The sequence below is a fragment of the Aureimonas sp. AU40 genome (assembly GCF_001463785.1).
GTDB lineage: Bacteria > Pseudomonadota > Alphaproteobacteria > Rhizobiales > Rhizobiaceae > Aureimonas.
On sequence record NZ_BBWL01000027.1, the window covers coordinates 47395 to 68224 of the forward strand.

Consider the following 20830-nt stretch of genomic DNA (forward strand, 5'->3'; position numbering starts at 1 on the left):
CGGCCCGGCCCTGTTCAACCGCTCATATAAGAAGAGCGGGCGCGCTTGTCAGGCGCGCGGGGCGAATCGGGGGACGGGCGCGCGCTCCGGCGGTACGATGGCCTGGGGCAGCGGATGGGCCGCGTCGCGCGCGCCGCCCGCCATGGCCGGCATGCGGAAGGGCTTGGGGCTGCCGGGAACATGGTCCAACTCGGCGGGAAGCGCGGAAGCCGTGCGCGCCGGCTCGCTTGCGGTCTTCGCCGGCACGGGCTGGCGATAGGGCTGCGGCGCGTGAAGGGCAGTGGCCGGCGCGGGTCGCGGGGCGAAGCCGGCGGACGGCACACGCTCGGCCGGTGCGAAGGCGAGGGCGCGGGGCGCTTGCGCCGATCCCGGAGCCTTGGTGGTCGCGAGCATCGGAGCGCCATTGGGCGCTACGGCGCCGGTCGTCATCTCGCCTGCCGGGCGCGCGCCCGCCGGCCTGGCCGCGCCGGGCGGCGTATAGGCCTTGGGCGCCGGGCGCGCGTCGGCCGGCGGCTCGGGCGGCAGGCCCGCGACCTTCTCGCGGATCAGCCCGTAGCCGATCGCCGCGCCTTCGGTGACGCGTTGGGCGACGAAGCTCGCGGCGTCCCGCGCGGTGGCGCAGGCGGCCGGCGAGCGCTCGCAGAAGCTGCCGAGATCGGAGAAGGCCTGCTGCACGCCGTAGAGAAGCACAACCGGCGATAGGCCGGGCTCGTGACCCTCTTCCTTGTCGGACCGGCCCGGCAGGAAGAGCGCGACGAGGCCGATGAGAAAAGCGATCTTGATCAAGAAGCGCATGGACGGACGACCTGTAAGACCCTGTTCCGGTTGACGATCCCCGGACGCTCAGTTTGCCTCGAATTCGAGTCGAATTGCAGGGGGGCGTGAGCGATTGGAAGGGGATAGGGGCCGAAGATCGCCCCCCGGCGTATTTTCGACACAGGTTAAGCCGTGGAAATTTCATCCTTAATCGCTGGTTAACCATGAACCTAAAAGCGCCTGGGGATGGGCCACCCGGACGCCGATCGGCCGATCCCGTGCTGAGGTTTATGGCTTCCTTAAAAGGTTAAGAGCCAAGATCGGACCCATGTTGAATGACGGTACGGAGGTGTCATGACGACGCCGGATGCCCCGACCGAGACGTGTGGATCCATGATGATTCCATTGGAAAACGCGCGGAACGCAGGACATGCAGGAGTTCTGCGACGCGCGGGCAGGGCGTGGGCCGATCGGTGCCAGGCATTGATCGAAGTGCCGGGCGAAAGCCTTGCGGCCAAGCGTCGGCTCGCCTCGTTCTGCGGCGCGCTGGTTCTGGCCGGCCTCGTCTGCGCCATGGCCGCCCCGCTTCTGGGCGCGGCTGGGTTCGGCGTATCCGCGATCGCTTGTGCCGCCGTGCTCGGCTTCGGCGCGCTCGTCGCGGCCGTGGCTGTGGCGGCGACGGGCGAGACGGATTTGGCCGCTGCCGGCCTTTACTCGCTGGTGGCCGGGATGCTGGCTCTCCTGTCGGTTCGCGTCGACAGCTTCTGGCCGTTGCTTCTTCTGGCCGTCGGCCCGGTCGAGGCGCGGCTGGCCGGGCAGACGCTGCTGTTTCGCCTGATGCTGCCGGCCGTGTTTCTGGGCGCGGGTCTCGTCGGGTTCCTGTCGTTGCATGGCCTCGGCCCGAGCGACCAGGGCTTTGCCGGCACGACCCTCGCGCTCCCCGCCATCACCGCCTATGTGGCCCTCGTGCTGCATCGACTGGCCGTCCGCCCGTCGGACGCAAGCGGCGCCAAGCCGGCATTGGCCGCCCTGTCGCTCGACGCGGAAGGGCGCCTCATTGGCGGCCCCTCGGCCGGCACGGCCTTCAGTCAGCGCCTCCACCTTCTCGACCGCGTGGCCTTTCTGAAGACGCTCGACGCCATGCGCCTCGGCCAGGGTGAGACGGAGCTCGCGCTCCGCCTGCGCGGCGCAGAGCCCGGCGCGTTTCGCACCTGCCTCGTGACGCTGACGCCGATTCATTCGGACGAGGGCGCGCTTCTGCGCCTCGACGCCGCGATCCGCGAGACCGAAGGCGCTGCTGCGCCCGCTCTTGCCGAGGCCGCCGCGCCGTCCCGCACCGAGAGCGCCTTCCTAGCGACGATCTCGCACGAGCTGCGCACGCCGCTGAACGCCATCGTCGGTTTTTCCGAGCTGCTCGAAGGCGAGACCTTCGGCCCCTTCAACGATCCGCGCCAGAAGGATTATGTCGGCGTGATCCACCGCTCGGGCCTGCACCTGCTCGAGATCGTTAATGGCCTTCTCGACATGTCCAAGATCGAGGCCGGGCGCTACGACCTGACCATGGAGCCCTTTCCCGTGGCGGCCGTGGCGCTGGCGGCGGCGGAGATGGTCGGCTGCGAGGCCGATCGCAAGCAGCTTCGCCTCGTTCTGCGCACGGCCGAGCAGCCCGAACTCGTCACCGCCGACCGGCGCGTGTGCCAGCAGATCCTGGTCAATCTTCTCGCCAATGCCGTGAAGTTCACCGAGGAAGGCACGATCTGCCTCGGTGCGCGGATCGAGGGCGAGGATCTCGTTCTGCAGGTGTCGGATACCGGCATCGGCATCGCGCACGAGGATATCGGCCGCCTCGGCCGGCCCTTCGTCCAGCTTTCGCACGGCCCCAGCCGCCGCTACGAGGGAACCGGCCTCGGCCTGTCGCTCGTGCGTGGATTCGCCGAGCTTCACCACGGAACCATGGAGATCGAGAGCCAAGAGGGACGCGGCACCACCGTCACGGTGCGCATCCCGACCAATTGTGCCGAGCGCGCGCGCGTCGGTGAAACCCCTCCCGAAAACGTCGTAGCCCTGACCCATGCCCGCCAAAAAGCCAGTCTCTCCTCGCAAGCCTTCCCGACCCGCCGCTCGGCCTGAAAAGGCCGAAGGCCTGGGCGCGGCGGCCGGTCGCGCCGGAGCCCTCGCTCTTCTCGCGGGGGCGCGGATCGTCGCGGCCCGGCCCGTCCTGTTCGGCAGCCTCGCCCTGTTCTCGACGCTCGCGGGCGTCGTGGCGGACAATGCGCTGAACCGGCAGACCGGACGCCATCCGCACCCGATGCTGATGACGCGCGGCGCCGAGCCCTCGCGCCTCGCCTCGGCCCGCCTTTCCAGCCCGGCCGAGGCCGCCCCGGTGCCGACCGCGCGGCACGCGGCGACCCCGCCCGTGCCCTCCAACGATCCGCGCATCGTGCCCTTTCCCATGGTGCACGAGGCGCAGCAGCTGCTCGCCCAGCAGGGCTACTACAGGGCCGAGATCGATGGGCGCGCCGGACAGGCGACCGACATGGCGATCCGCGACTTCCAATCCGCCAAGGGCCTGAAGGTGGACGGCATGGCGACGCCGCTCCTCCTGTCGCAGTTGCGCCAGGCCGCCAACCCACCACCGCCGCTCGGCGACGATCCGATCGCCCGGCTGGCGAGCGGCGGCGGGGTCGATCCGGCCTCGACGGGCGGCATCGCGTCGGCGGGGGGAAGCGAATTGGTGCGCCAGATTCAGGCGCGGCTCGCGGAAGCGCGCGTCGCGGACCTGAAGCCGGACGGCATTCTGGGCGAGCGCACGCGCGCGGCGATCAGGACCTTCCAAGCGCTGGAAAGCCTGGACGTGACCGGCGAGCCGTCAGAGGAGGTGCTGGCGCGCCTCGGCGACAGCGGCGCTTCGGCCATGCGATGATCGGGCCACGATGCGCCTGACCAGCGAAATCTTCGTCGCGGCGCTAGTGCGCCGCGTCTTCGGCGACGGCGGCTTTGCGACTGTGGGCCGGCGTGGCGCGGAAGCGGCGGGAGCGATCTTCGTGGTCGCACGCAGCCGCAGCGGCGAGTTCCAGCTCTTTGGCCCCGCTCCGCAGACGCTGGCCGCGGAGGGCGGAGAACGCCGCTTCGTTCGCGAGGCGGCGCGCGACGAGGACGGCCTGTCGCAGCGCCTCGCGCGCGAGGCCAGGTTCGACCCGGATTTCTGGGTGGTGGAGATCGAGACCGAAACGCCGGAAACCTATCTTGAGGTGGTCAAGCCCGAGGGCGACGATCCCTGAACAGCCCGCAGTGCGACGTTGTCGAATCAGTCCGGGACCGGGAGCATGCCGCCTCAGAGGCTCTCCGAGAGCTTGGGGCCGTCCAAGCATAGGCCGATGTGCGCGGCCAGGGCTCGAAGACCCTGGGACAAAACCTACAAGCTGAGGATGGACGAGAGATCTCGGTCGCTCACAAGGAGTGGCATCAGTCGATGCCGACGCCTTAGCTCAAGCCTTCGAGGCGACGTGAGCGGCTAAACGAAATGGCAGCTGAAACTGCCAGATTTCGGCCCCGGTTTCTTGAGTGGCCGTGCCAGGCCTATTCTACAACTGATCTGCGATCTCTGCCGGCGGGCCATCGAGCCCGCGCGGCGGCTTTCCGATTCGTCGAAGGACGCCCGGTCAGCCCTTGGCTTCGCGGCCGAGAGGGCGTTCGGAGCGGCGGCCGAAGTCGCGGCGGGCGGGCTCGCCCTGGCGATAGGTCTCCGGCGATGTCAGCGGCTGGTACCGGGTGCCGGAGGCCGCGATCACGGCCCGGCAATCCTCGGGCTTCAGCGCGTTGTAGAAGCGCGCCATGGAATCGAAGGTCGCGACGTCGAGCCCGACCGAAGGCTTCATCAGCATCAGGATGCTCAAGGCATCCGCCGAGCTCGCCTTCAGCGCCCGAAGCGCGACGGCCAGCGTCTCACCGGACGGCTCGTCGATCAGGCGGGAAAGCGTGTCGGGATCGAAGCGGAAAATGTCGCTCAGCGTCTCGTAGAAGAGCACGTCCTCGCGGGCGAAGGCGGCGTTCATGAGATCGGGCAAGCCCGGCGCTTCGCGCTTGGGCTGACCCCGCCCGGCGGTGGCGAGGCGGCGCAGAAGCTCGCGCGCTTCGTCGGCGTTGCGCGGCGGCATGCGGCGCCCAGGCGAGGGCGCGCGGGCGTTGAAAGGGGTCTGCGACAGGAAGTCGGCGGCGAGCGAGGGCGCCTCGATCATGGGCTCAGGCTGGGGCTCGGGCTCGGCAGAGGATTGTGCGACTGCAGCGGTTGGCACGACGTCCGGAACGGCGGCGAAGACAGCGGCCGGCACGGGCGTCTCGGCGCGTGCTGCCTGTTCCGAAAGCGCCAGCGGAAGGGCGGCCGGCGGCTGCGCGCCGCGAGCGTCGCGGTTGCGCACGAGCTTGGCGATTCGCTCGTCCGGCGAAGAGGCTAGGGCGGCAAGGTCCGAGTCGCTCAGCGCCGGGCTGGACACGAGGAACGGCGCGGCGACCTCGACGGGGCTCTCCATCAGGAGTTCCACAAGCGAGCGCGGCACACGTTTGGCGTGAGACAGCGAGGCCGCGACGTTGCGCTTGGTCTCGTCCCGCGTGCGCCCCCAGAGGGGCACGACGAGGCGGCTGAGATCCTCCACCTGTGTGGCGCTCGGATTGCGCAGGGAGCCGAAGGTCGCAACGGCTGCGGCCACGACGGTGTCGAACTCTCCGAGGCCGAACTGACGTTCGAGGGATCGGAAGATACGCGGTGCGGCGTCCTTCATGGTGCTCCAGAAGCTACAGTGTGGCGGCCATGCAACCGTCAGGATTAGAGCAAAATTCTTAGCAACCTGTTAACCTTGCAAATGTGTAATCTTCCCTGTCGGAGGCAGTGGGACGCCGGGGCTGCAAGGCCCGCGCCAGCCTCGGACATCGCAGCGCCGACCGTCGGGTTGTTTCCCCATCGGCGAACCATAGATCGGACATTGGGACGGGAGGTTCGATGATCGAGCCCCGCGTATCCGGTGACTCCGTCGCAAGGCTGGGCGTCGTTGGAAGGAGTGGACGTCCGGCCAAACGAGAGAGGGGAAACACATGGCAGAGGTTCATCAACTCGTCCCGCCGCGACGGCCTTTCCTGGCAAGCCGGCAATGGGCCGGACCCGAGGGCGGAAACATCGTCATCCTGCCCTGCATTCGCCGCGAGCGGTTGTCGGAATTGCGGCCGCTGACGCGGGACGATCGGTCTCTGATGCGCCGGGTGTCGGTCGCACAGGACGAGCAGAGCGCTTAAATTGGGCGGACGGCGCCGGGCTTTCACGGCGTCGTCGGTAATGGTGGAGCGCGCCTCAGGGCGCTACCCAAAACCTCTTTGTGTCGGCCGATCGTCGGCTCTTTTCGGTGCCGGTGTCGTCGCGAATGTCTGGCCATGCCAAAGGTCTCGATGGCGTTTGGCGCCTCGTAGTTATCGAGGAATAACGCGCTGGCCCTTAAGCTGCCGCGCCGTCAAACAGCCTCTCAGGACGCGGGCGTGCCGGCTTCTTCCGCCGTCGCGGGGCGACAGATCACAGAGCGCGCGAAGCGATCCACGAAGGGACGCTCGCTTTCGGCGGAAACCAAGGCGCGGACGGTGAGATAGCCTTCCTCGCCGGTGACGGCGACCGGTACGGTCGGGATCGTGCTGGAGGAGCCTTCGATGCGCGCGAGGTCGAGCTGTTCGGCCGTGCCGACCAGAAGATCCAGCCGTCCTTCGAGCGCCACGCGCTCGCTGATCGAATAAAGATTGTCGCCGTTTCGCGCATAGATCGAGGCCGTCCAGAAGCGCGTCTTGTCGTCCGAGAACAGGCGCACCGGCCCATCCTCCACCGAGAAGCGACAGGCGACGTCGATGAAGGCGGGGTCCACGAAGACGAAGCCCGCCGGGGAGCCGGCGTGGCGATCGCCCTCCGGCTCGGCAAAGCCGATCCGCACGGTCGAGAAGGCTGGGCCGAGCCGCGACAGGCGGCTCCAGGCGTCGTTGTCGGCCTGACCGGGAATCGACAGGATGACGGCGATATGGACGATGCCCGCGCCGACGAGGCCGATCAGGATCGCCAGGAGAAGCTTACCCATTCGGTTGGCAATCCGTTCTGACGATATGGGGCATCGGGATGGGCGCGGCGCCGCTGTCGGTGCTGACCGGCGTGTCGTAGAAGGTGAGGGCGAGGATGTAGCCGCCGTCCCCCGCCGTCGCCAGCCAGTTGCCGGGCCTAGCCACCGGGCCGACTGCGATCACCGCCGCGTTGTCGTCCTCGCGCATCCAGTTCAGCGACACGAGATGATCGGGCCGCTCGCCGCCTGCCTCGATCAGGCGCCCGTCGAAATCATAGGCCGCGAGCGTCGCGATGCGCGCCGGGGGATAGGCGCCTTCCAGCCGATAGGAGCATTCGCGCCGGAGTTCGCGATTGTCGGAATCGACACGCGCGCGAAAGGCGACGCCTTCGCCAAGGCCCAGCGTCAGATTGCCCGAGCGGGCCTGGCGCGCCTTGGCATAGGGGTCGGCCGAAGGGGAGCCGGCCGTGCGGTCGGCATGCCAGGGGCCGACCACGACGATCTCGGTGCCCTCGAAATGGTCGATCATCCAGGCGACGGACAGCGTGCCGAGGCCAAGGGCGAGCCCGAAGGTGAGAAGGATCAGAAACAGAAAGCGCATCGCCCGCTCTATCGCCCCGAATGCCGCCGCGCGCCAGACCCCTCGAGGGGAGGGGCTCGCATCATGGGCTGGCGACGGGGCGGGCCGGCGGCACGGCGGAGGGGCCGCTTGCCGCCGCGAACTTCTCGGCCGGCACGGGCGGCGCGGAGAGAAGCATGTGCTCGACATCGGCCAGCACCTTCTGCGTGGCGTTGTTGACGAGGCTGGGGCGCGAGATGCGGGGGATTTCACCCTCGCCCTCCGCCTTGGCCACCTCGACCGAGCCCGGCGCGGGGATGGGATTGTCGATATAGGGGATGGGCCGTAGCTCCACGCCCTGGTGCGCCGCTTCCATGAAGCGCTGCCACGTCATGGCCGGCAGGCCGCCGCCGGTGAGCTTGTTGGTCGGCTTGAAACTGTCGTTGCCGTACCAGACGGCGGCGGTGAAATTGCCGGTGAAACCGACGAACCAAGCGTCGCGATAGCCCTGCGTCGTGCCGGTCTTGCCGCCGGCGCGGGTCATGGACAGGCGGGCGCGGCGCGCCGTGCCGATCTCGGGAATGCGCACGAACATCTCGTTCATGCTCTTCGTCGCCTGTTCCGACAGCACACGGTGGCGCGGCGGCAGGTTGAGGCGCGCGTCCCAAAGCACCGTGCCGTCGGCCAGCAGGATCTGCTCGACGGAATGGCGCTGCGAGGACAGGCCGCCCGCCGGGAAGACGGAATAGCCCGTCGCCTGATCGAGCACGGTGACTTCGTTGGTGCCGAGCGCGATGGTCTTGTCGCCGCGCAGCGGCGTCTCCACGCCGAAGGACTTGGCGAGCGCGGCGACCTTGCCCGGCCCCGTTTCCTGGCTGAGCTTGACGGCGACCGTGTTCAGCGACCGGGCCATCGCGTCCTGGATCTGGATACGGCCGGCGAAGCTGTTGCCGTAGTTCTGCGGCATCCAGTTGCCGACGCGCACCGGGCCGTCGACGATGAAGTCGGTCGGCTTGTGGCCGTTCTCCATGGCGCTGGCATAGACATAGGCCTTGAAGGACGAGCCCGGCTGGCGCATCGCGCGGGTCGCGCGGTTGAACTGCGACAGGCCGTAATCCCGCCCGCCGACCAGCGCGACGATGCCGCCGTCGTCATCCAGCACGGCCATGGCGCCTTCCTCGACGCCGTAGGTCTTGCCGTATTGGCGAAGGTGGAAATCGACGCTCTCGTCCGCGAGCTTCTGCAGACCGATGTCGATCGTTGTGCGCGCGACGAATGTGCGCTGCGGCAGATCGGCGGCGAGGCGCTGGATCTCGTCGAAGGCATAGTCGAGAAAATAGTCCGGCGACTGCATGACGGAGGCTCGGTCGACCGCGGTCGCGGGATGGCGCCGCGCGGCGATGACCTGGCCCTCGGTCATGAAGCCGGCATCCACCATGGCGCCGAGAACCACGTTGGCGCGGGCGCGGGCGGCCGGCAGGTTGTTGTGCGGGGCGTATTGGGTCGGCGCCTTGAACAGGCCGGCCAGCATGGCGGCCTCGGCGAGATTCACGTCGCGGATATTCTTGCCGAAATAGAACTCGGCCGCCGCCGCCGCACCATTGGTGCCGCCGCCCATATAGGCGCGGTCGAGATACATGCCGAGGATCTCGCGCTTGGTGAGATTGGCTTCCAGCCAGAGCGAGAGGAACGCCTCGTTGATCTTGCGCTCGAGCGAGCGCTCGTTGGACAGGAAGACATTCTTGGCAAGCTGCTGCGTCAGGGTCGAGCCGCCCTGGACGACGCCGCCCGCCCGGGCGTTTTCGCCGAGCGCGCGGGCGAGGCCGAGAAAGTCGATGCCCCAATGCTCGAAGAAGCGGCGATCCTCCGTCGCCAGAACCGCCTTGACGAAATGGTCGGGCATCTCGTCGATCGGCACGGCATTGGCCTTGAGAATGCCGCGCCGCCCGATCTCGTTGCCGTGCCGATCGAGGAACTGAACGGAGAAGTCGGCCTGCTGCGGCAGGCCGTGGCGGGTCATCTTCATGGCGGGCTGGGACAGGGCGAGCAGCACGACGAAGCCGCCGAGCCCGAGCGTCAGCGCCTCGCAGCAGAGCTCCACGGCCACACGGTTGGGCCCGCGCACGCGAAACCTTCGCGAAAAGATCGTGACGCTTTCCCAAAAGCTGGAAAGGCCATGAAAAAACCGCCACAAGCTGCTGTCCAGCCAAGCATCGATCTCGATCAGGCCGAAGGGGAGCTTGCGTCTGCCGGGCTTGGTCGGGCTCTGTCTGGGCACGGTCTACACCATCCTCCGGCAGGCTTCCGCCGCCTGTCGGCTCATTCTACAGGAAGCGGTTCGGGAGACAATCGAACCTGCCTTCCTCGCCTGCCCCTTCGTGGGGGAAGAGGTGTGGAGATTGCATGGCGGAACAAGGCCAAAAGCGGAAATGATGAAGCAAATCGGCAGGTGCGGTCTTTGAGCAACATACCCTTCTGGAAGCGCAAGACGCTGGAGGAGATGACGGGGCCGGAGTGGGAATCGCTCTGCGACGGCTGCGGACGCTGCTGCCTCAACAAGCTGGAAGACTGGGACACCGGAGACATCATCTGGACCCGCGTCGCCTGCAAGCTCCTGGACGGCGAGAGCTGCCGCTGCTCCGACTATCCCAACCGGTTCGACAGCGTGCCGGACTGCGTCGCGCTCGACCCCGCGACGGTGCGCTCCATCCCCTGGCTTCCGCCGAGCTGCGGCTATCGGCTGGTGGCCGAGGGGCGGGATCTCCGATGGTGGCACCCGCTTATCTCGGGCGACCCGGAAACCGTGCATCTGGCGGGCATTTCGGTGCAGGGGCAGACCGTCAGCGAAGAGGGCATGGAGCTGGAAGACTACGAGGACCATCTGGCGGACTGGCCCGGGGAGGACCCCGGGGACGGGTTTGCGATCGGTGAAAAGGTCGAAATTCCTAAATAGGAAAATAATCCTAATTATATACGTGACAAAGCAGAGGTCATCGTTTACGGTCAGATGATAGGAGCCGCACTGATGACCGACCTGCTGAACCCCATTTTCACCGACGCCGATGCGGCCCGCGTCCACCTTGAGGGCATTCGCTGGCCGAACGGCGCGATCTGCCCTCATTGCGGCAACTGCGACCAAACCACGATCACCGGGCTCGCCGGTAAAGCTCACCGCGTTGGCCTCTACCAGTGCAAGGCTTGCCGTGGTCAGTTCACGGTCACGGTCGGAACCGTTTTCGAGCGCTCCAAGATCGCCCTGAACAAGTGGCTCCTGGCCACCCACCTTCTCACGTCCTCCAAGAAGGGCATGAGCGCTCACCAGATCCACCGCATGCTCGGCGTCACCTACAAGACCGCTTGGTTCATGTGCCACCGCATTCGCGAGGCTATGCGCGAGGACGTTGCGTCTTCCGGCCCTCTCGGTGGCGCTGGCAAGACGGTGGAAGCTGACGAGACCTACTTCGGTAAGTGCGAAACACCCGCCCAGCTCAGCCGTGGCCGTGTCGCGACCCCGACCAAAAGCGGCAAGTCAGGCGGCGCTCACAAGCGCACGATCATCGGCCTCGTCGAGCGCGGCGGCATGGTCCGCATGTTCCACGTCAATCACGCCACCAAGATCAGCGTCCGCGATATCGTCGTTCACAACGTCTCTCGCGAGAGCATCTTCTACACTGACGAAAGCCGCCTCTACACAGACCTCGGCACTGAGTTCAAAGGCGGTCATGCCACCACCAAGCATTCCGCTGGCGAGTACGTCCGCTATGAGGCTGGTGTCGCGATCCATTCGAGCACGATTGAGAACGTTTTCGGCATCTTCAAGCGCGGCATGAAGGGCGTCTATCACCACTGCGGCGAGGCCCATCTTCACCGCTATCTTGCTGAGTTCGGCTTCCGCTACAACGCCCGCTCCAAGCTTGGCGTCTCAGACGTTCAGCGTCGTGATCTCGCTCTTGCTGGCACTGAAGGCAAGCGATTGACCTATCGGGGGATTAACGAAGCCGGTCAAACCTAAGCAGAAGGCGCAGCGCTTCCTCCACAAGCGCAAGATGTGGAAGTCCGGGACAAAGGCGGAACAGGCTTGACTTGAAGTTGAGTGTAGCCCGCAATGCTTGGCTGACGACTCAGTGGGACCGCCGGTTGGCGCCAGCGGTCCCGGAGTTGCCCGCACAACCCGTTAGAGCCAGGCTGCGGGACAGACGCGATATGAACACCGGCATAAAGATCCGGTTTCGTGGTTTGGTCAAGCCCGGCTCTCTTTATAGGAGCCTTACGTGGGCACTTTCCAAGTCACATGCCACAAGCCAGACAACGCCGATCGAGACCGACGCATGCGAGGCGTCGGTGGCTCAGGTGGGAGCGGCTGGTACCGCACCGTCGATCAAATGATCAACCTCATCGACGGCGGAGACAAATTTTGGACGGTGGATACCGCCGGAAATTCGGTCTGGATTATTACCTCAAGCCGGAATGGCCGCCGCTACATTAAGACCGAGTCCGATGGCACCGAGCCTTAACAATCTCCTGGCACTCCCTCACTGTCCATAGACCCATCGGGCGCGCGCTGTTGTGCGCGCCCGACACCTCCGCCCTCCTTCGGGCCTTTCGGCTGCGGTGGAGTCTGGAGAAGGCGCTTTAGAACCTCGTCCCGTTTCTGGTCATCGGAGTTTGCCATGGAAAACCTATCGAAATCAGAGGCGCGCGATTTAGAAGCTCAGACACAGAAGCTATACGAAGCCGTAGGTCGAGCAATGCTGGCTTTCAGCGGAATTGATAGCTGCTTTGCAATCATCCTGGGTAGGCTGTCGTTAGCTCAGGACACTACCCTTGCGAGCCTGACCATATACAGCACAAACAGCGTCGACAGAAAGCTAGAACTTGTCAAAGAAATGATCGATCTGCGGCTGTCCAATATAGCCACCATCAGCAGTAAGCATGCTCATATGGTCGAGTTTTTGACCAAGTCATTTGACGAGATCTCAAAAAAAATTCGCCGAACAAAAAAGATCCGAAATCGCTGCGCCCATGGCAACTTGCTAAATGGCAAAACTCAAAGAGGAACAATCTACGTTCGACTAATAGAGCCTATGCTAATCCCAGCCAATCTTATCAAGATGTCAAATCTTGATCCACGTACAATTCCTGGGACATCTCAAAACGACATTCTAGTTATGGTTGGCGAGTGCGATGGAATTCGAGAAAACTTAATGCTTCTCGCTCAGCTGATTGAGCCCTCACTCCTCCAGAGCAAGGATTGTTCAGCGCTTGATCCAATAGCTCGAAAGCTAGGGTTGGCGGTACAGATCCCGTTCCATCCTCCCCAATGAACCCAGACTCTTCCAAGGCCTCAATGAGGCGAGCCATCATGCCAGCAGTGATCTCTATATCCAGATCCTGACGCATGAAATCTTTCCTATCTTCATTCATCTCCTTCGCCCTTCAAAGGCAAATGCCAGCCTGTCACGCCCAAAAACCTAGCGACTCAGCCTTGCTTTGTCACGTATGTAATTAGGAAAATAGTCATTGACAGCGTGACGGTGCCGAGGTAGGGTACTGACACAATCGAGAGAGTGGGTTTAGAGGCGGTGGTTCCGAAAGGAACGGCCGCCTTTTGCTTTGGGGGACAAGCATGGCGGGAAAGGCGAGGTCCAAACTGCTGTCGGACCGGCTGCTGCGAGCCCTGACGGAGGAACTGGCGCAGCTGGAAGCGGGCCGGCCGACGCGGCGCAGGGGGACGGACGGGGATGAGAACACCCCGCTTCGATCGGCGGACGGGAAGGCGCGGATCGAGGCGATCGGCCAACTGACGCGCAGCCTGGAGAAGCTTCTGGAACTGCGCGAGATCGAGGCGCTGGGCCGCAGCGCGGCGGCAGAGGGGGACGACGTGGAAACCGAGCGGCTGCGCGCCGAGATGCTGAAGCGACTGCGGGCGCTGGACGCGCGCCGGGCGGAGCGCGGCGGATTGTTCGCGCCGGGGCCGGAGGCCGCGTCTTGAGAGAGGCGGCCGGGGCGATCGCGGACGGCGCGCATTTGGAAGGGATGGAGGGGGACGGGGCGGCGCTGGGCGACGCCGCTTTCTGGCGGGCGGTCGAGGCGGAGATCGCCCGCCAGCCTAAACGAGTGATCGTCCGGGCCATGCCGGACTGGGCGGCCTGTGCGCGGCCCTCCCAGCTTCCGCCGCCGGGCGACTGGCGGCAATGGCTGCTGATCGGCGGGCGCGGCTCGGGCAAGACCCGCGCCGGGGCGGAATGGGTGCGCGCGCTGGCGCTCGGCCAAAAGCCGCTGGCCGGGCGCGTTCACGGGCGCATCGCGCTGGTGGCGGAAACGCTGGGCGACGCGCGTGAGGTGATGGTCGAGGGCGAGAGCGGCTTGAAGGCGCTACATTACGAGACGCGGCCGGTCTTCGAGGCGACGCGACGGCGGCTGGTCTTCGCCAATGGCTCGGTGGCTCAGATCTTTTCCTCGGAGGACCCCGACGCCCTGCGCGGCTACCAGTTCGACGCGGCCTGGGGCGACGAACTCGCCAAATGGACCCATGCGGAAGACTGTTTCGACAACCTGCAACTGGCGCTGCGTCTCGGCGAGACGCCCCGCATGGCGCTGACCACGACGCCGCGCGCCGTGCCGCTGCTGAAACGCCTGATGGCCGAGCCGGGAACGCGGGTGACTCATATGCGCACCGTGGAAAACCGCGCTCATCTGGCGCCCGGCTTTCTGGCCGCAATGGAGGCGCGCTATGGCGGATCGCGGCTCGGGCGGCAGGAACTCGACGGCGAGCTGGTGGACGGGCGCGAGGATGCCCTGTTCAGCCGCGCCGCGATCGACCGAGGGCGGGTTCGCGCCGCGCCGGCCCTTCGCCGTGTCGTGGTGGCGGTGGACCCGCCGGCAACGGCGACGCAGCGCTCCGACGCCTGTGGTCTCGTGGCGGCGGGGATGGGCGAGGACGGCATCGTCTATGTGCTGGCCGATCGGAGCCGACGCGGGTTGAAGCCGCCGGAATGGGCGGCGCGGGCCGTGTCGCTGTTTGCCGAAGTCGAGGCGGACCGCATCGTCGCAGAGGTGAACCAGGGGGGCGACATGGTGGGATCGGTCATCGCGGCGGTGGCGCCGCATCTGCCCGTTTCCAGCGTGCGGGCGACGCGGGGCAAGTGGCTGCGGGCCGAGCCCGTCGCCACGCTCTACGAACAAGGGCGCGTGCGCCATGCCGGCAGCTTCGCCGAACTGGAGGACGAGATGTGCGACTTCGGGCCGGATGGCCTGTCGAACGGCCGCTCGCCCGACCGGCTGGACGCGCTGGTTTGGGCGGTGACGGCGCTGACGCAGGCGCAGGCGGCGCCGCGCATTCGCAGTCTTTAATGGACCTGACAAAGCCTCGCGAGGGTCGGCCGGTCGGGTCTTCTCGTCGCGAAGGCTTGGCCCTGCGGCATTCTCTGACCGGAGATTTCGTCAGGCGCATTTCGAGGCGATGGACGGCTCTCGCCTAGCGCGACCTTCCCTAAGGCCTCAGTGCCGTTTCGCTCGCGTCGATGACCAACGCGGCGTTGGTTCCCGTCCGCCTTTGGCGGGACGAACAAGCAATTTGGTTCTCCTTCGCTGCACTTGGCCAAGCAGGCCGTGCGGCTCACCAAAACATCTGGAGACATCCATGGGACTGGCTTTACGGCTGCGGGCGCTGGCGCGCCTGGGCGGCGAGGGCGCGCGCGTGCCCGAACGCAAATCCACCGGCGGCGCACTCGTCTTCGGCGGTGGCTCGGGCGACGCGGCGGCCTGGAGCGAGCGCTCCTATGCCGCGCTCTCCCGGGTCGGCTTCATGCAGAACCCGGTGGTCTATCGCTGCGTCCGGCTGATTGCGGAGACGGCTGCCGCCGTTCCGATCCTCCTCTACGAGGGCCCGGCGGAGGTGGAGACGCATCCCATCCTCGACCTTCTGCGCCGGCCAAACCCGATGCAGGACGGGCCGGGCTTTCTGGAAACGCTCTGCGGGCATCTGCTGCTCTCGGGCGCGGCGCATGTGGAGGCGGTTTCGCTGAGTGGACAGCCGCGCCAGCTTCACGCTCTGCGGCCGGACCGGGTGCGCGTCCTTTGCGGCGCGGACGGGTGGCCGCAAGCGGTGGAGTATCGCGCCGGCTCCAGCGCGCGGCGCCTGCCGCTGGAAGCGGAGGAAGGGGCGGCGCCGGTTCTGGCGATCCGGCTGTTCCACCCGCTGGGGGATGGCGAGGGCTTTGCGCCGCTCCAGGCCGCACAGACCGCGCTCGACCTGCACAATGCCGCGACGCGCTGGAACAAGGCGCTGCTCGACAATTCGGCCCGGCCCTCCGGCGCGCTGGTCTACCAGCCCGGCGACGGCGGCAATCTTTCGGCCGACCAGTTCGAGCGGCTGAAGGTCGAACTCGAAAGCGGCTATGCCGGCGCGGCGAGGGCGGGGCGGCCCATGCTGCTGGAGGGCGGGCTGGACTGGAAGGCCATGGCGCTGACCCCGCGCGACATGGACTTCATCGAGGCACGCAACGGCGCGGCGCGCGACATCGCCACCGCCTTCGGCGTGCCGCCCATGCTGCTCGGCATTCCGGGCGACGCGACCTACGCCAACTACGCCGAGGCCAACCGGGCGCTGTTCCGGCTCACCGTCCTGCCGCTGCTCGGCCGGCTGCTGACCGCGCTGGGCGATTGGCTCGACGAAGGGTTCGAGCCCGGCCGAAGGCTGCGGCTGGGCTTCGACGCCGACCGGGTCGAGGGCCTGTCCGTCGAGCGCGAGGCGCTTTGGGCGCGGCTGGGGGCGGCGGGTTTTCTGGACGACGACGAGAAGCGCGAGGCGGTCGGCTACGGGCCGCGCCGGCGCTGAGCTTTCGAAAGGAACCATCATGGATACGATGACGGGAGACGTCGTCTCGCCGCTCGCGCTCTGGGGCGCGAAGCTTGCCGGGGCGGTGGGCGGATCGGTGATCTCGATCGCCTACCTGCTGCCGGCCGGGCGAAGGGATGCGGCGGTGCGCTTTCTGGCCGGTGCGGTGACGGGCCTCGTGTTCGGCGGGCCGGCCGGGCTGGCGCTGGCCGATCATCTCGGCTTCACCGAGCGCATCGGCGCGGCGGAACTGGCGCTGATCGGCTCGGCCGCCGCCAGCCTCTGCGCCTGGTGGGCGCTCGGCGTTCTCCAGCGCTTTGCCGAAGGGCTGGCGGCTGCCGCCGGCCGGCGCGGGGGCGGCTCGTGAGGAGCGTGCCGAACGTTTCGCGCGCGGCGGCCGCGCCGCCGTCGCCCGGTTTCGTGTCGGGCTATGCCAGCCTTTTCGAGTGCACGGACCTGTCGGGCGACCGCATCCGGCCCGGTGCCTTCGCCCGCGCGCTGCGCGAGCGGGGCGTCGGCGGCATTCGGATGCTGTGGCAGCACGACCCGACGAAGCCGATCGGCGTCTGGACCAGACTGATCGAGGACGGGCGCGGCTTGCTAGCCGAAGGGCAGCTCGCGCTCGACACGGCGCAGGGCCGCGAGGCTTTCGCGCTGCTTCGCGCCGAGGCCCTGGACGGGCTTTCGATCGGCTTTCGGACGCGGGCGAGCCGCCCGCTCCGCGAGAGGGGCGCTCGGCGCCTGCTTCTCGACATCGACCTTCTGGAGATCTCCATCGTGACCTTCCCCATGCAGGAAGCGGCGCGGGTGCGCGAAGCGCGCGGCGATCTCCTCCACCGTTTCGCGGCCGCCGCCCGGCGGATCGCGGATGCCACCCTTTCCCCTTCCATCAAGGAGATCCCATGCAGACGATGACGAGCGGCGCGATCGAGACCAAGGCCGGCACGGGCGCGAGCGCGGCGGGGCCGGACACGCTGGACGAACTGATGCGCGCCTTCGACGCCTTTCGCGAGGCGAACGACGAGCGGCTGGATCAGATCGAGCGGCGCATGAGCGCCGACCCGGTGACCGACGAGAAGGTCGATCGCCTGTCCAAGGCGATGGACGATCATGAGAAGCGCATGGAGCGCCTGGTGCTGCGCAATCTGCGCCCGCCGGTGGGCGGCGAGGGCGCGCAGGCCCTGCCGAGCGAACACCGCTCGGCCTTCGAGGCCTATGTCCGCGCCGGCGACGAGGGGCGGATGCGGCGCCTGGAGGAAAAGGCGATGTCCGGCCTCGTCGGCGCGGATGGCGGCTTTCTGGTGCCGCCCGAGACCGAGGCTGAGATCGGCCGGCGCCTTGCCAATGTCTCGCCCATCCGAGGCATTGCGGGCATCCGCGCTGTGTCGGCGGCCGTTCTGAAGAAGCCGTTCGCGCTGAATGGAGCGCAGACCGGCTGGGTGGGCGAGACGGATGCCCGGCCGCAGACCGCGCAGCCGCAACTCGGCGAGCTCGTGTTCCCGACCATGGAGCTCTACGCCATGCCGGCCGCGACCAACGCGCTTCTCGACGACGCGGCGGTGAACATCGACAGCTGGATCGGCGAGGAGGTGGAACAGGCCTTCGCCACGCAGGAGGGCGTCGCCTTCGTCACCGGCGACGGCGCGGCCAAGCCCAAGGGCTTCATGAGCTACGACACAGTGCCCGAGGCGCAGTGGGCCTGGGGCAAGGTCGGCACGGTCTCGACCGGCGTCAATGGCAATTTCGCGGCGGCGGGGGGCTCCGACGCGCTGATCGACCTCGTCTACGCCCTGAAGGCGGGCTACCGCCAGAACGCCTCCTTCGTGATGAACCGACGCACGCAGAGCGCCGTGCGCAAGCTCAAGGACGCGGAGGGCAACTATCTCTGGCAGCCGCCGGCCGCCGTCGGCGCCAAGGCGAGCCTGATGGGCTTTTCCGTTGTTGAAGCGGAAGCGATGCCCGACATCGCGGCGGGGGCGAGCGCCATCGCCTTCGGCGACTTCTCGCGCTTCTACCTCGTGGTCGACCGCCAGGGCGTGCGCGTTCTGCGCGATCCGTACTCCGCCAAGCCCTACGTCCTGTTCTACACGACCAAGCGGGTCGGCGGCGGCATTCAGGACTTCGACGCGGCGAAGTATCTGCGTTTCTCCGCCTGACGGAGGGGCGACGGCAGGACGGGGCCGGGCGGCACACGCCCGGCCCTTTTTCGTTTCAAACGGGGCTGGCGGGACATGATCTGGATCGAATTGGACAAGACCTCGGCGGAGCCGGTTTCGCTGGCCGAGGCGAAGGCGTTTCTACGGCTCGACCGCGACGACGAGGACGCGCTGGTGGCCACCTGCCTGAAGGCCGCCCGGCAGGCGGTGGAGGCGGAAACGGGGCTGGTGCTGACCGAGCGGCGCGTGCGCATCGCCTTCGAGCCGGACCCGGCGAGCGCGGTTCTCGCCATCCGTCGGCGCCCGATCCGCAGCGTGCTGGAGGCGATCGGCTTCGACGAGCGGGGAACGGCGGCGCCGCTCGATCCCGCTTCGTTTCGGCTGGAGGCTAAATCCTTCGGCGCACATCTGATCCTGCCGCCTGGGCTCGCTGGTCGCGCGCCGAACGGGGTAGAGGTGGAAGTTCGGGCCGGGCAGCGCGCGGAGGATGTGCCGGAAGCGCTGAAGCTCGCCATCCTGCGCCTGGCGGCGGCCGCGTTCGAAACGCGCGGCACGGTCGGCCCAGCGCTGCAGCCGGCTTTCATGCCGCCACTGGCGCGCGCGCTGATCGCTCCCTTTCGGGCGCCGAGGCTTTGACATGGCGCTCCTGTTTCTGGACCCCGGCCTTCTGACCAAGCGGGCGGCGATCGAGCGCAACGACCTCGTGACGGACGGCTCCGGCGGAGCGCGGGAGAACTGGGTGGAGGTGGGCGAGACCTCGGTTCGCGTCGAGCCCCTGACCGCGATCGTCGAGGAGAAGCTCGGGCAGCGGATCGTCGCGATCACGCATCGCGTCACCCTGCGGGCGCGGGCGGGCCTCGTACGGGGAATGGCGTTTCGCCTGGGGGCGCGGCGGCTCCTGATCCGCAGCCTGCACGACCCCGACGAGACCGGCCGCTGGCTCGTCTGCCGCTGCGAGGAGGAAGCATGATCGGCCTAGTGCGAGTGCGTTTCGACAGAGCCGCGCTTCGCGAGGAGATGCGACGGCGGGTGGTCGAGGCGCTTGCCGAGCGCTTAGACCAACGGGAGGAGGCGGCTCGTCTTCGCGAAAGCGACCCGGGCCGGGAAAATCCTCACGCAATTTTAACGAATCGGGAATGGCGCCCGTAATGCTCACGTCATATTATATGATGTATCAGACGTGATCGCAGGCATGGAAAGGTTCTCAGAGCATGTCGCACCCCTCGGCGGAATTGCAGACGACCATCCTCGGCGCGCTGACGGCCGACGCGGCGCTGACCAAGCTTCTCGGCGGCCCGAAGATTTTCGACCGCGTGCCCGAGCGGGCAAGTTTTCCCTATCTGACGCTGGGACGGACGGCGGTGATCGACTGGTCCACCGGCACGGAGGACGGGGCCGAGCATATCCTGACCCTGCATGTCTGGGCCAAGGGCGGCTCGAAGCAGGAAACCTACGAGATCATGGACAAGATCGCGGGCCGGCTGAACGACGCGAGCCTGCCGCTGGAGACGCATCGTCTGGTGAACCTCCGGCTGCAATTCGCCGAGGCGCGGCAGGAGCCGGACTCGCCAGCCTATCACGGTATCCTGCGCTTTCGCGCGGTGACGGAGCCGCTGGCCTCCTGAGCCAGCACCAGACTTTTTAATCGAACACGAGGGCGGCTTTCGAGCCGCCCTTTTTTAATGCGCAAAATTTTGGAGGCGGCCATGGGCGCGCAAAAGGGCAAGGACTTTCTCCTGAAGCTCGACGCGGAAACGAGCGGTGTGTTTCAGACGGTGGCGGGGCTTCGCTCGCGCCGCATCTCCTTCAACGCAGAGACGGTGGACGTGACCAACAGCGACAGCGCTGGGCGCTGGCGCGAGCTTCTGGGCGGGGCGGGCGTGCAGCGCGCGGCACTGTCGGGCGCCGGCATCTTCAAGGACGCGGCCTCCGACATGGCAGTGCGCAAGCTTTTCTTCGAAGGGCGGATCGCGCCCTTCCAGGCCGTGATCCCGGATTTTGGGCGTGTCAGCGGGCCGTTTCAGATCACAGCGCTGGAATATGCCGGCGAGCACAATGGCGAGGTCAGCTTCGAGATGACGCTGGAATCGGCCGGCGCGCTGACCTTCGAGGCCATCTGATGGGTGCGAACCGGCGACGCGGCGAGGTGGCCGCCATGATAGACGGGCGCGAGCACCGGCTTTGTTTGACGCTGGGGGCGCTGGCCGAACTGGAGGACGCCTTCGCGCTGGAGGACATCGCCGCGCTCGCCCAGCGTTTCGGCTCGGGCCGGCTTTCGGCGCGCGATCTGACCCGGATCATCGCAGCGGGCCTTCGCGGCGCGGGCGAGACGGCGAGCGACGAGGCGGTCGCCGCCATGCGCTTCGAGCGAGGCGCGGCGGGCGCGGCGGCGCTGGCGGCCGAGCTTCTGGAAGCGGCCTTCGGCACGGGCGAGGAG

Annotated in this window: 23 protein-coding genes; 18 read left to right on the top strand and 5 right to left on the bottom strand. The window is 67.2% G+C overall.

The annotated features are described in order from the left end of the window. Nucleotides 1-48 precede the first annotated feature (48 nt). Nucleotides 49-795, bottom strand: a complete 747-nt coding sequence (locus AUL32_RS08685) for a DUF5330 domain-containing protein (RefSeq protein ID WP_062113742.1) — start codon at nt 793-795, stop codon at nt 49-51. 453 nt (nt 796-1248) lie between these two features. On the opposite strand from AUL32_RS08685, the gene AUL32_RS08690 reads away from it, so the two are divergent. From AUL32_RS08690 to AUL32_RS08700, 3 genes are read left to right on the top strand one after another with little or no spacing between them, the layout of a single operon-like run. Further along, entirely contained in the window at nt 1249-2886 is a 1638-nt protein-coding gene (locus AUL32_RS08690; RefSeq protein ID WP_244497753.1) for a sensor histidine kinase, read from the top strand. Further along, nucleotides 2828-3679, top strand: a complete 852-nt coding sequence (locus AUL32_RS08695; RefSeq protein ID WP_062113744.1) for a peptidoglycan-binding domain-containing protein — start codon at nt 2828-2830, stop codon at nt 3677-3679. Before AUL32_RS08690 ends, AUL32_RS08695 begins: the two co-directional genes overlap by 59 nt. A gap of 10 nt (nt 3680-3689) precedes the next feature. After that, on the top strand, nt 3690-4037 hold the full coding sequence (locus tag AUL32_RS08700) for a DUF1491 family protein (RefSeq protein WP_062113747.1): 348 nt from the start codon (nt 3690-3692) through the stop codon (nt 4035-4037). 381 nt (nt 4038-4418) lie between these two features. Here AUL32_RS08700 and AUL32_RS08705 read toward each other — a convergent pair whose 3' ends face one another. The 4 genes from AUL32_RS08705 to AUL32_RS08725 all read right to left on the bottom strand — a co-directional run bounded on the left by AUL32_RS08705 (nt 4419) and on the right by AUL32_RS08725 (nt 9676). Next, complete coding sequence (locus AUL32_RS08705; protein WP_062113749.1) at nt 4419-5534, bottom strand: hypothetical protein; 1116 nt, start codon at nt 5532-5534, stop codon at nt 4419-4421. Between the two features lie 732 nt (nt 5535-6266). Beyond that, complete coding sequence (locus AUL32_RS08715) at nt 6267-6860, bottom strand: DUF1254 domain-containing protein (protein ID WP_062113754.1); 594 nt, start codon at nt 6858-6860, stop codon at nt 6267-6269. Next, nucleotides 6853-7440: a DUF1214 domain-containing protein gene (locus AUL32_RS08720; RefSeq protein WP_062113757.1), complete on the bottom strand. Its 588-nt coding sequence runs from the start codon at nt 7438-7440 to the stop codon at nt 6853-6855. The genes AUL32_RS08715 and AUL32_RS08720 overlap by 8 nt, the downstream gene beginning before the upstream one ends. 61 nt (nt 7441-7501) lie before the next feature. After that, a complete protein-coding gene (locus AUL32_RS08725) occupies nt 7502-9676 on the bottom strand; it encodes a transglycosylase domain-containing protein (protein WP_062113760.1) in 2175 nt (724 codons plus the stop codon). Between the two features lie 180 nt (nt 9677-9856). Here AUL32_RS08725 and AUL32_RS08735 point away from each other — a divergent pair, with 180 nt between their 5' ends. From AUL32_RS08735 to AUL32_RS08795, 15 genes are all read left to right on the top strand, one after another. Beyond that, nucleotides 9857-10351 carry a YcgN family cysteine cluster protein gene (locus AUL32_RS08735; RefSeq protein ID WP_082659430.1) on the top strand — a complete coding sequence of 165 codons (495 nt, stop codon included), beginning with the start codon at nt 9857-9859 and terminating at the stop codon, nt 10349-10351. 72 nt (nt 10352-10423) lie between these two features. After that, nucleotides 10424-11410 (top strand): IS1595 family transposase, encoded by a 987-nt coding sequence (locus AUL32_RS08740; RefSeq protein ID WP_062113764.1) that lies wholly within the window; start codon nt 10424-10426, stop codon nt 11408-11410. Nucleotides 11411-11726: 316 nt separating this feature from the next. After that, nucleotides 11727-11912, top strand: a complete 186-nt coding sequence (locus tag AUL32_RS24490; RefSeq protein ID WP_244497755.1) for a DUF3892 domain-containing protein — start codon at nt 11727-11729, stop codon at nt 11910-11912. A 156-nt stretch (nt 11913-12068) separates the two neighbouring features. Then, entirely contained in the window at nt 12069-12722 is a 654-nt protein-coding gene (locus AUL32_RS25095; protein ID WP_156421378.1) for a hypothetical protein, read from the top strand. A gap of 302 nt (nt 12723-13024) precedes the next feature. Continuing rightward, complete coding sequence (locus AUL32_RS08745; protein ID WP_062113766.1) at nt 13025-13390, top strand: hypothetical protein; 366 nt, start codon at nt 13025-13027, stop codon at nt 13388-13390. Nucleotides 13391-13530: 140 nt separating this feature from the next. Then, the gene (locus AUL32_RS08750) at nt 13531-14751 is read left to right on the top strand and encodes a DNA-packaging protein (RefSeq protein ID WP_061977863.1); all 1221 of its coding nucleotides are present in this window, start codon (nt 13531-13533) and stop codon (nt 14749-14751) included. Between the two features lie 289 nt (nt 14752-15040). Further along, nucleotides 15041-16237, top strand: a complete 1197-nt coding sequence (locus tag AUL32_RS08755) for a phage portal protein (RefSeq protein WP_062113769.1) — start codon at nt 15041-15043, stop codon at nt 16235-16237. 19 nt (nt 16238-16256) lie between these two features. After that, entirely contained in the window at nt 16257-16604 is a 348-nt protein-coding gene (locus tag AUL32_RS08760) for a DUF6107 family protein (protein ID WP_062113771.1), read from the top strand. A 5-nt stretch (nt 16605-16609) separates the two neighbouring features. Then, the gene (locus AUL32_RS08765; RefSeq protein ID WP_244497748.1) at nt 16610-17152 is read left to right on the top strand and encodes an HK97 family phage prohead protease; all 543 of its coding nucleotides are present in this window, start codon (nt 16610-16612) and stop codon (nt 17150-17152) included. Further along, a complete protein-coding gene (locus AUL32_RS08770) occupies nt 17140-18393 on the top strand; it encodes a phage major capsid protein (protein ID WP_062113777.1) in 1254 nt (417 codons plus the stop codon). Before AUL32_RS08765 ends, AUL32_RS08770 begins: the two co-directional genes overlap by 13 nt. Nucleotides 18394-18468: 75 nt before the next feature. Then, nucleotides 18469-19029, top strand: coding sequence for a head-tail connector protein (locus tag AUL32_RS08775; protein ID WP_062113780.1), 561 nt, complete (start codon nt 18469-18471; stop codon nt 19027-19029). A gap of 1 nt (nt 19030) precedes the next feature. Next, nucleotides 19031-19363 carry a phage head closure protein gene (locus AUL32_RS08780; protein WP_062113791.1) on the top strand — a complete coding sequence of 111 codons (333 nt, stop codon included), beginning with the start codon at nt 19031-19033 and terminating at the stop codon, nt 19361-19363. Nucleotides 19364-19604: 241 nt separating this feature from the next. After that, nucleotides 19605-20018 (top strand): DUF3168 domain-containing protein, encoded by a 414-nt coding sequence (locus AUL32_RS08785; protein ID WP_061976662.1) that lies wholly within the window; start codon nt 19605-19607, stop codon nt 20016-20018. 81 nt (nt 20019-20099) lie between these two features. Continuing rightward, nucleotides 20100-20513 (top strand): phage major tail protein, TP901-1 family, encoded by a 414-nt coding sequence (locus tag AUL32_RS08790; RefSeq protein ID WP_061976661.1) that lies wholly within the window; start codon nt 20100-20102, stop codon nt 20511-20513. Further along, a partial coding sequence (locus AUL32_RS08795; protein ID WP_062113794.1) for a gene transfer agent family protein occupies nt 20513-20830 on the top strand: 318 nt, incomplete at its 3' end. The genes AUL32_RS08790 and AUL32_RS08795, both read left to right, overlap by 1 nt.

Excerpts from the sequence above, each read along its gene's own strand:
- AUL32_RS08695 (WP_062113744.1), top strand. The coding sequence starts at position 2,828 with ATGCCCGCCAAAAAGCCAGTCTCTCCTCGCAAGCCTTCCCGACCCGCC.
- AUL32_RS24490 (WP_244497755.1), top strand. The coding sequence starts at position 11,727 with ATGCGAGGCGTCGGTGGCTCAGGTGGGAGCGGCTGGTACCGCACCGTC.
- AUL32_RS08780 (WP_062113791.1), top strand. The coding sequence starts at position 19,031 with ATGGCGCTCCTGTTTCTGGACCCCGGCCTTCTGACCAAGCGGGCGGCG.
- AUL32_RS08745 (WP_062113766.1), top strand. The coding sequence starts at position 13,025 with ATGGCGGGAAAGGCGAGGTCCAAACTGCTGTCGGACCGGCTGCTGCGA.
- AUL32_RS08790 (WP_061976661.1), top strand. The coding sequence starts at position 20,100 with ATGGGCGCGCAAAAGGGCAAGGACTTTCTCCTGAAGCTCGACGCGGAA.
- AUL32_RS08770 (WP_062113777.1), top strand. The coding sequence starts at position 17,140 with ATGCAGACGATGACGAGCGGCGCGATCGAGACCAAGGCCGGCACGGGC.
- AUL32_RS08785 (WP_061976662.1), top strand. The coding sequence starts at position 19,605 with ATGTCGCACCCCTCGGCGGAATTGCAGACGACCATCCTCGGCGCGCTG.
- AUL32_RS08720 (WP_062113757.1), bottom strand. The coding sequence starts at position 7,440 with ATGCGCTTTCTGTTTCTGATCCTTCTCACCTTCGGGCTCGCCCTTGGC.
- AUL32_RS08700 (WP_062113747.1), top strand. The coding sequence starts at position 3,690 with ATGCGCCTGACCAGCGAAATCTTCGTCGCGGCGCTAGTGCGCCGCGTC.
- AUL32_RS08705 (WP_062113749.1), bottom strand. The coding sequence starts at position 5,534 with ATGAAGGACGCCGCACCGCGTATCTTCCGATCCCTCGAACGTCAGTTC.
- AUL32_RS08685 (WP_062113742.1), bottom strand. The coding sequence starts at position 795 with ATGCGCTTCTTGATCAAGATCGCTTTTCTCATCGGCCTCGTCGCGCTC.
- AUL32_RS08740 (WP_062113764.1), top strand. The coding sequence starts at position 10,424 with ATGACCGACCTGCTGAACCCCATTTTCACCGACGCCGATGCGGCCCGC.
- AUL32_RS08760 (WP_062113771.1), top strand. The coding sequence starts at position 16,257 with ATGGATACGATGACGGGAGACGTCGTCTCGCCGCTCGCGCTCTGGGGC.
- AUL32_RS08755 (WP_062113769.1), top strand. The coding sequence starts at position 15,041 with ATGGGACTGGCTTTACGGCTGCGGGCGCTGGCGCGCCTGGGCGGCGAG.
- AUL32_RS08750 (WP_061977863.1), top strand. The coding sequence starts at position 13,531 with ATGCCGGACTGGGCGGCCTGTGCGCGGCCCTCCCAGCTTCCGCCGCCG.
- AUL32_RS08715 (WP_062113754.1), bottom strand. The coding sequence starts at position 6,860 with ATGGGTAAGCTTCTCCTGGCGATCCTGATCGGCCTCGTCGGCGCGGGC.
- AUL32_RS08775 (WP_062113780.1), top strand. The coding sequence starts at position 18,469 with ATGATCTGGATCGAATTGGACAAGACCTCGGCGGAGCCGGTTTCGCTG.
- AUL32_RS25095 (WP_156421378.1), top strand. The coding sequence starts at position 12,069 with ATGGAAAACCTATCGAAATCAGAGGCGCGCGATTTAGAAGCTCAGACA.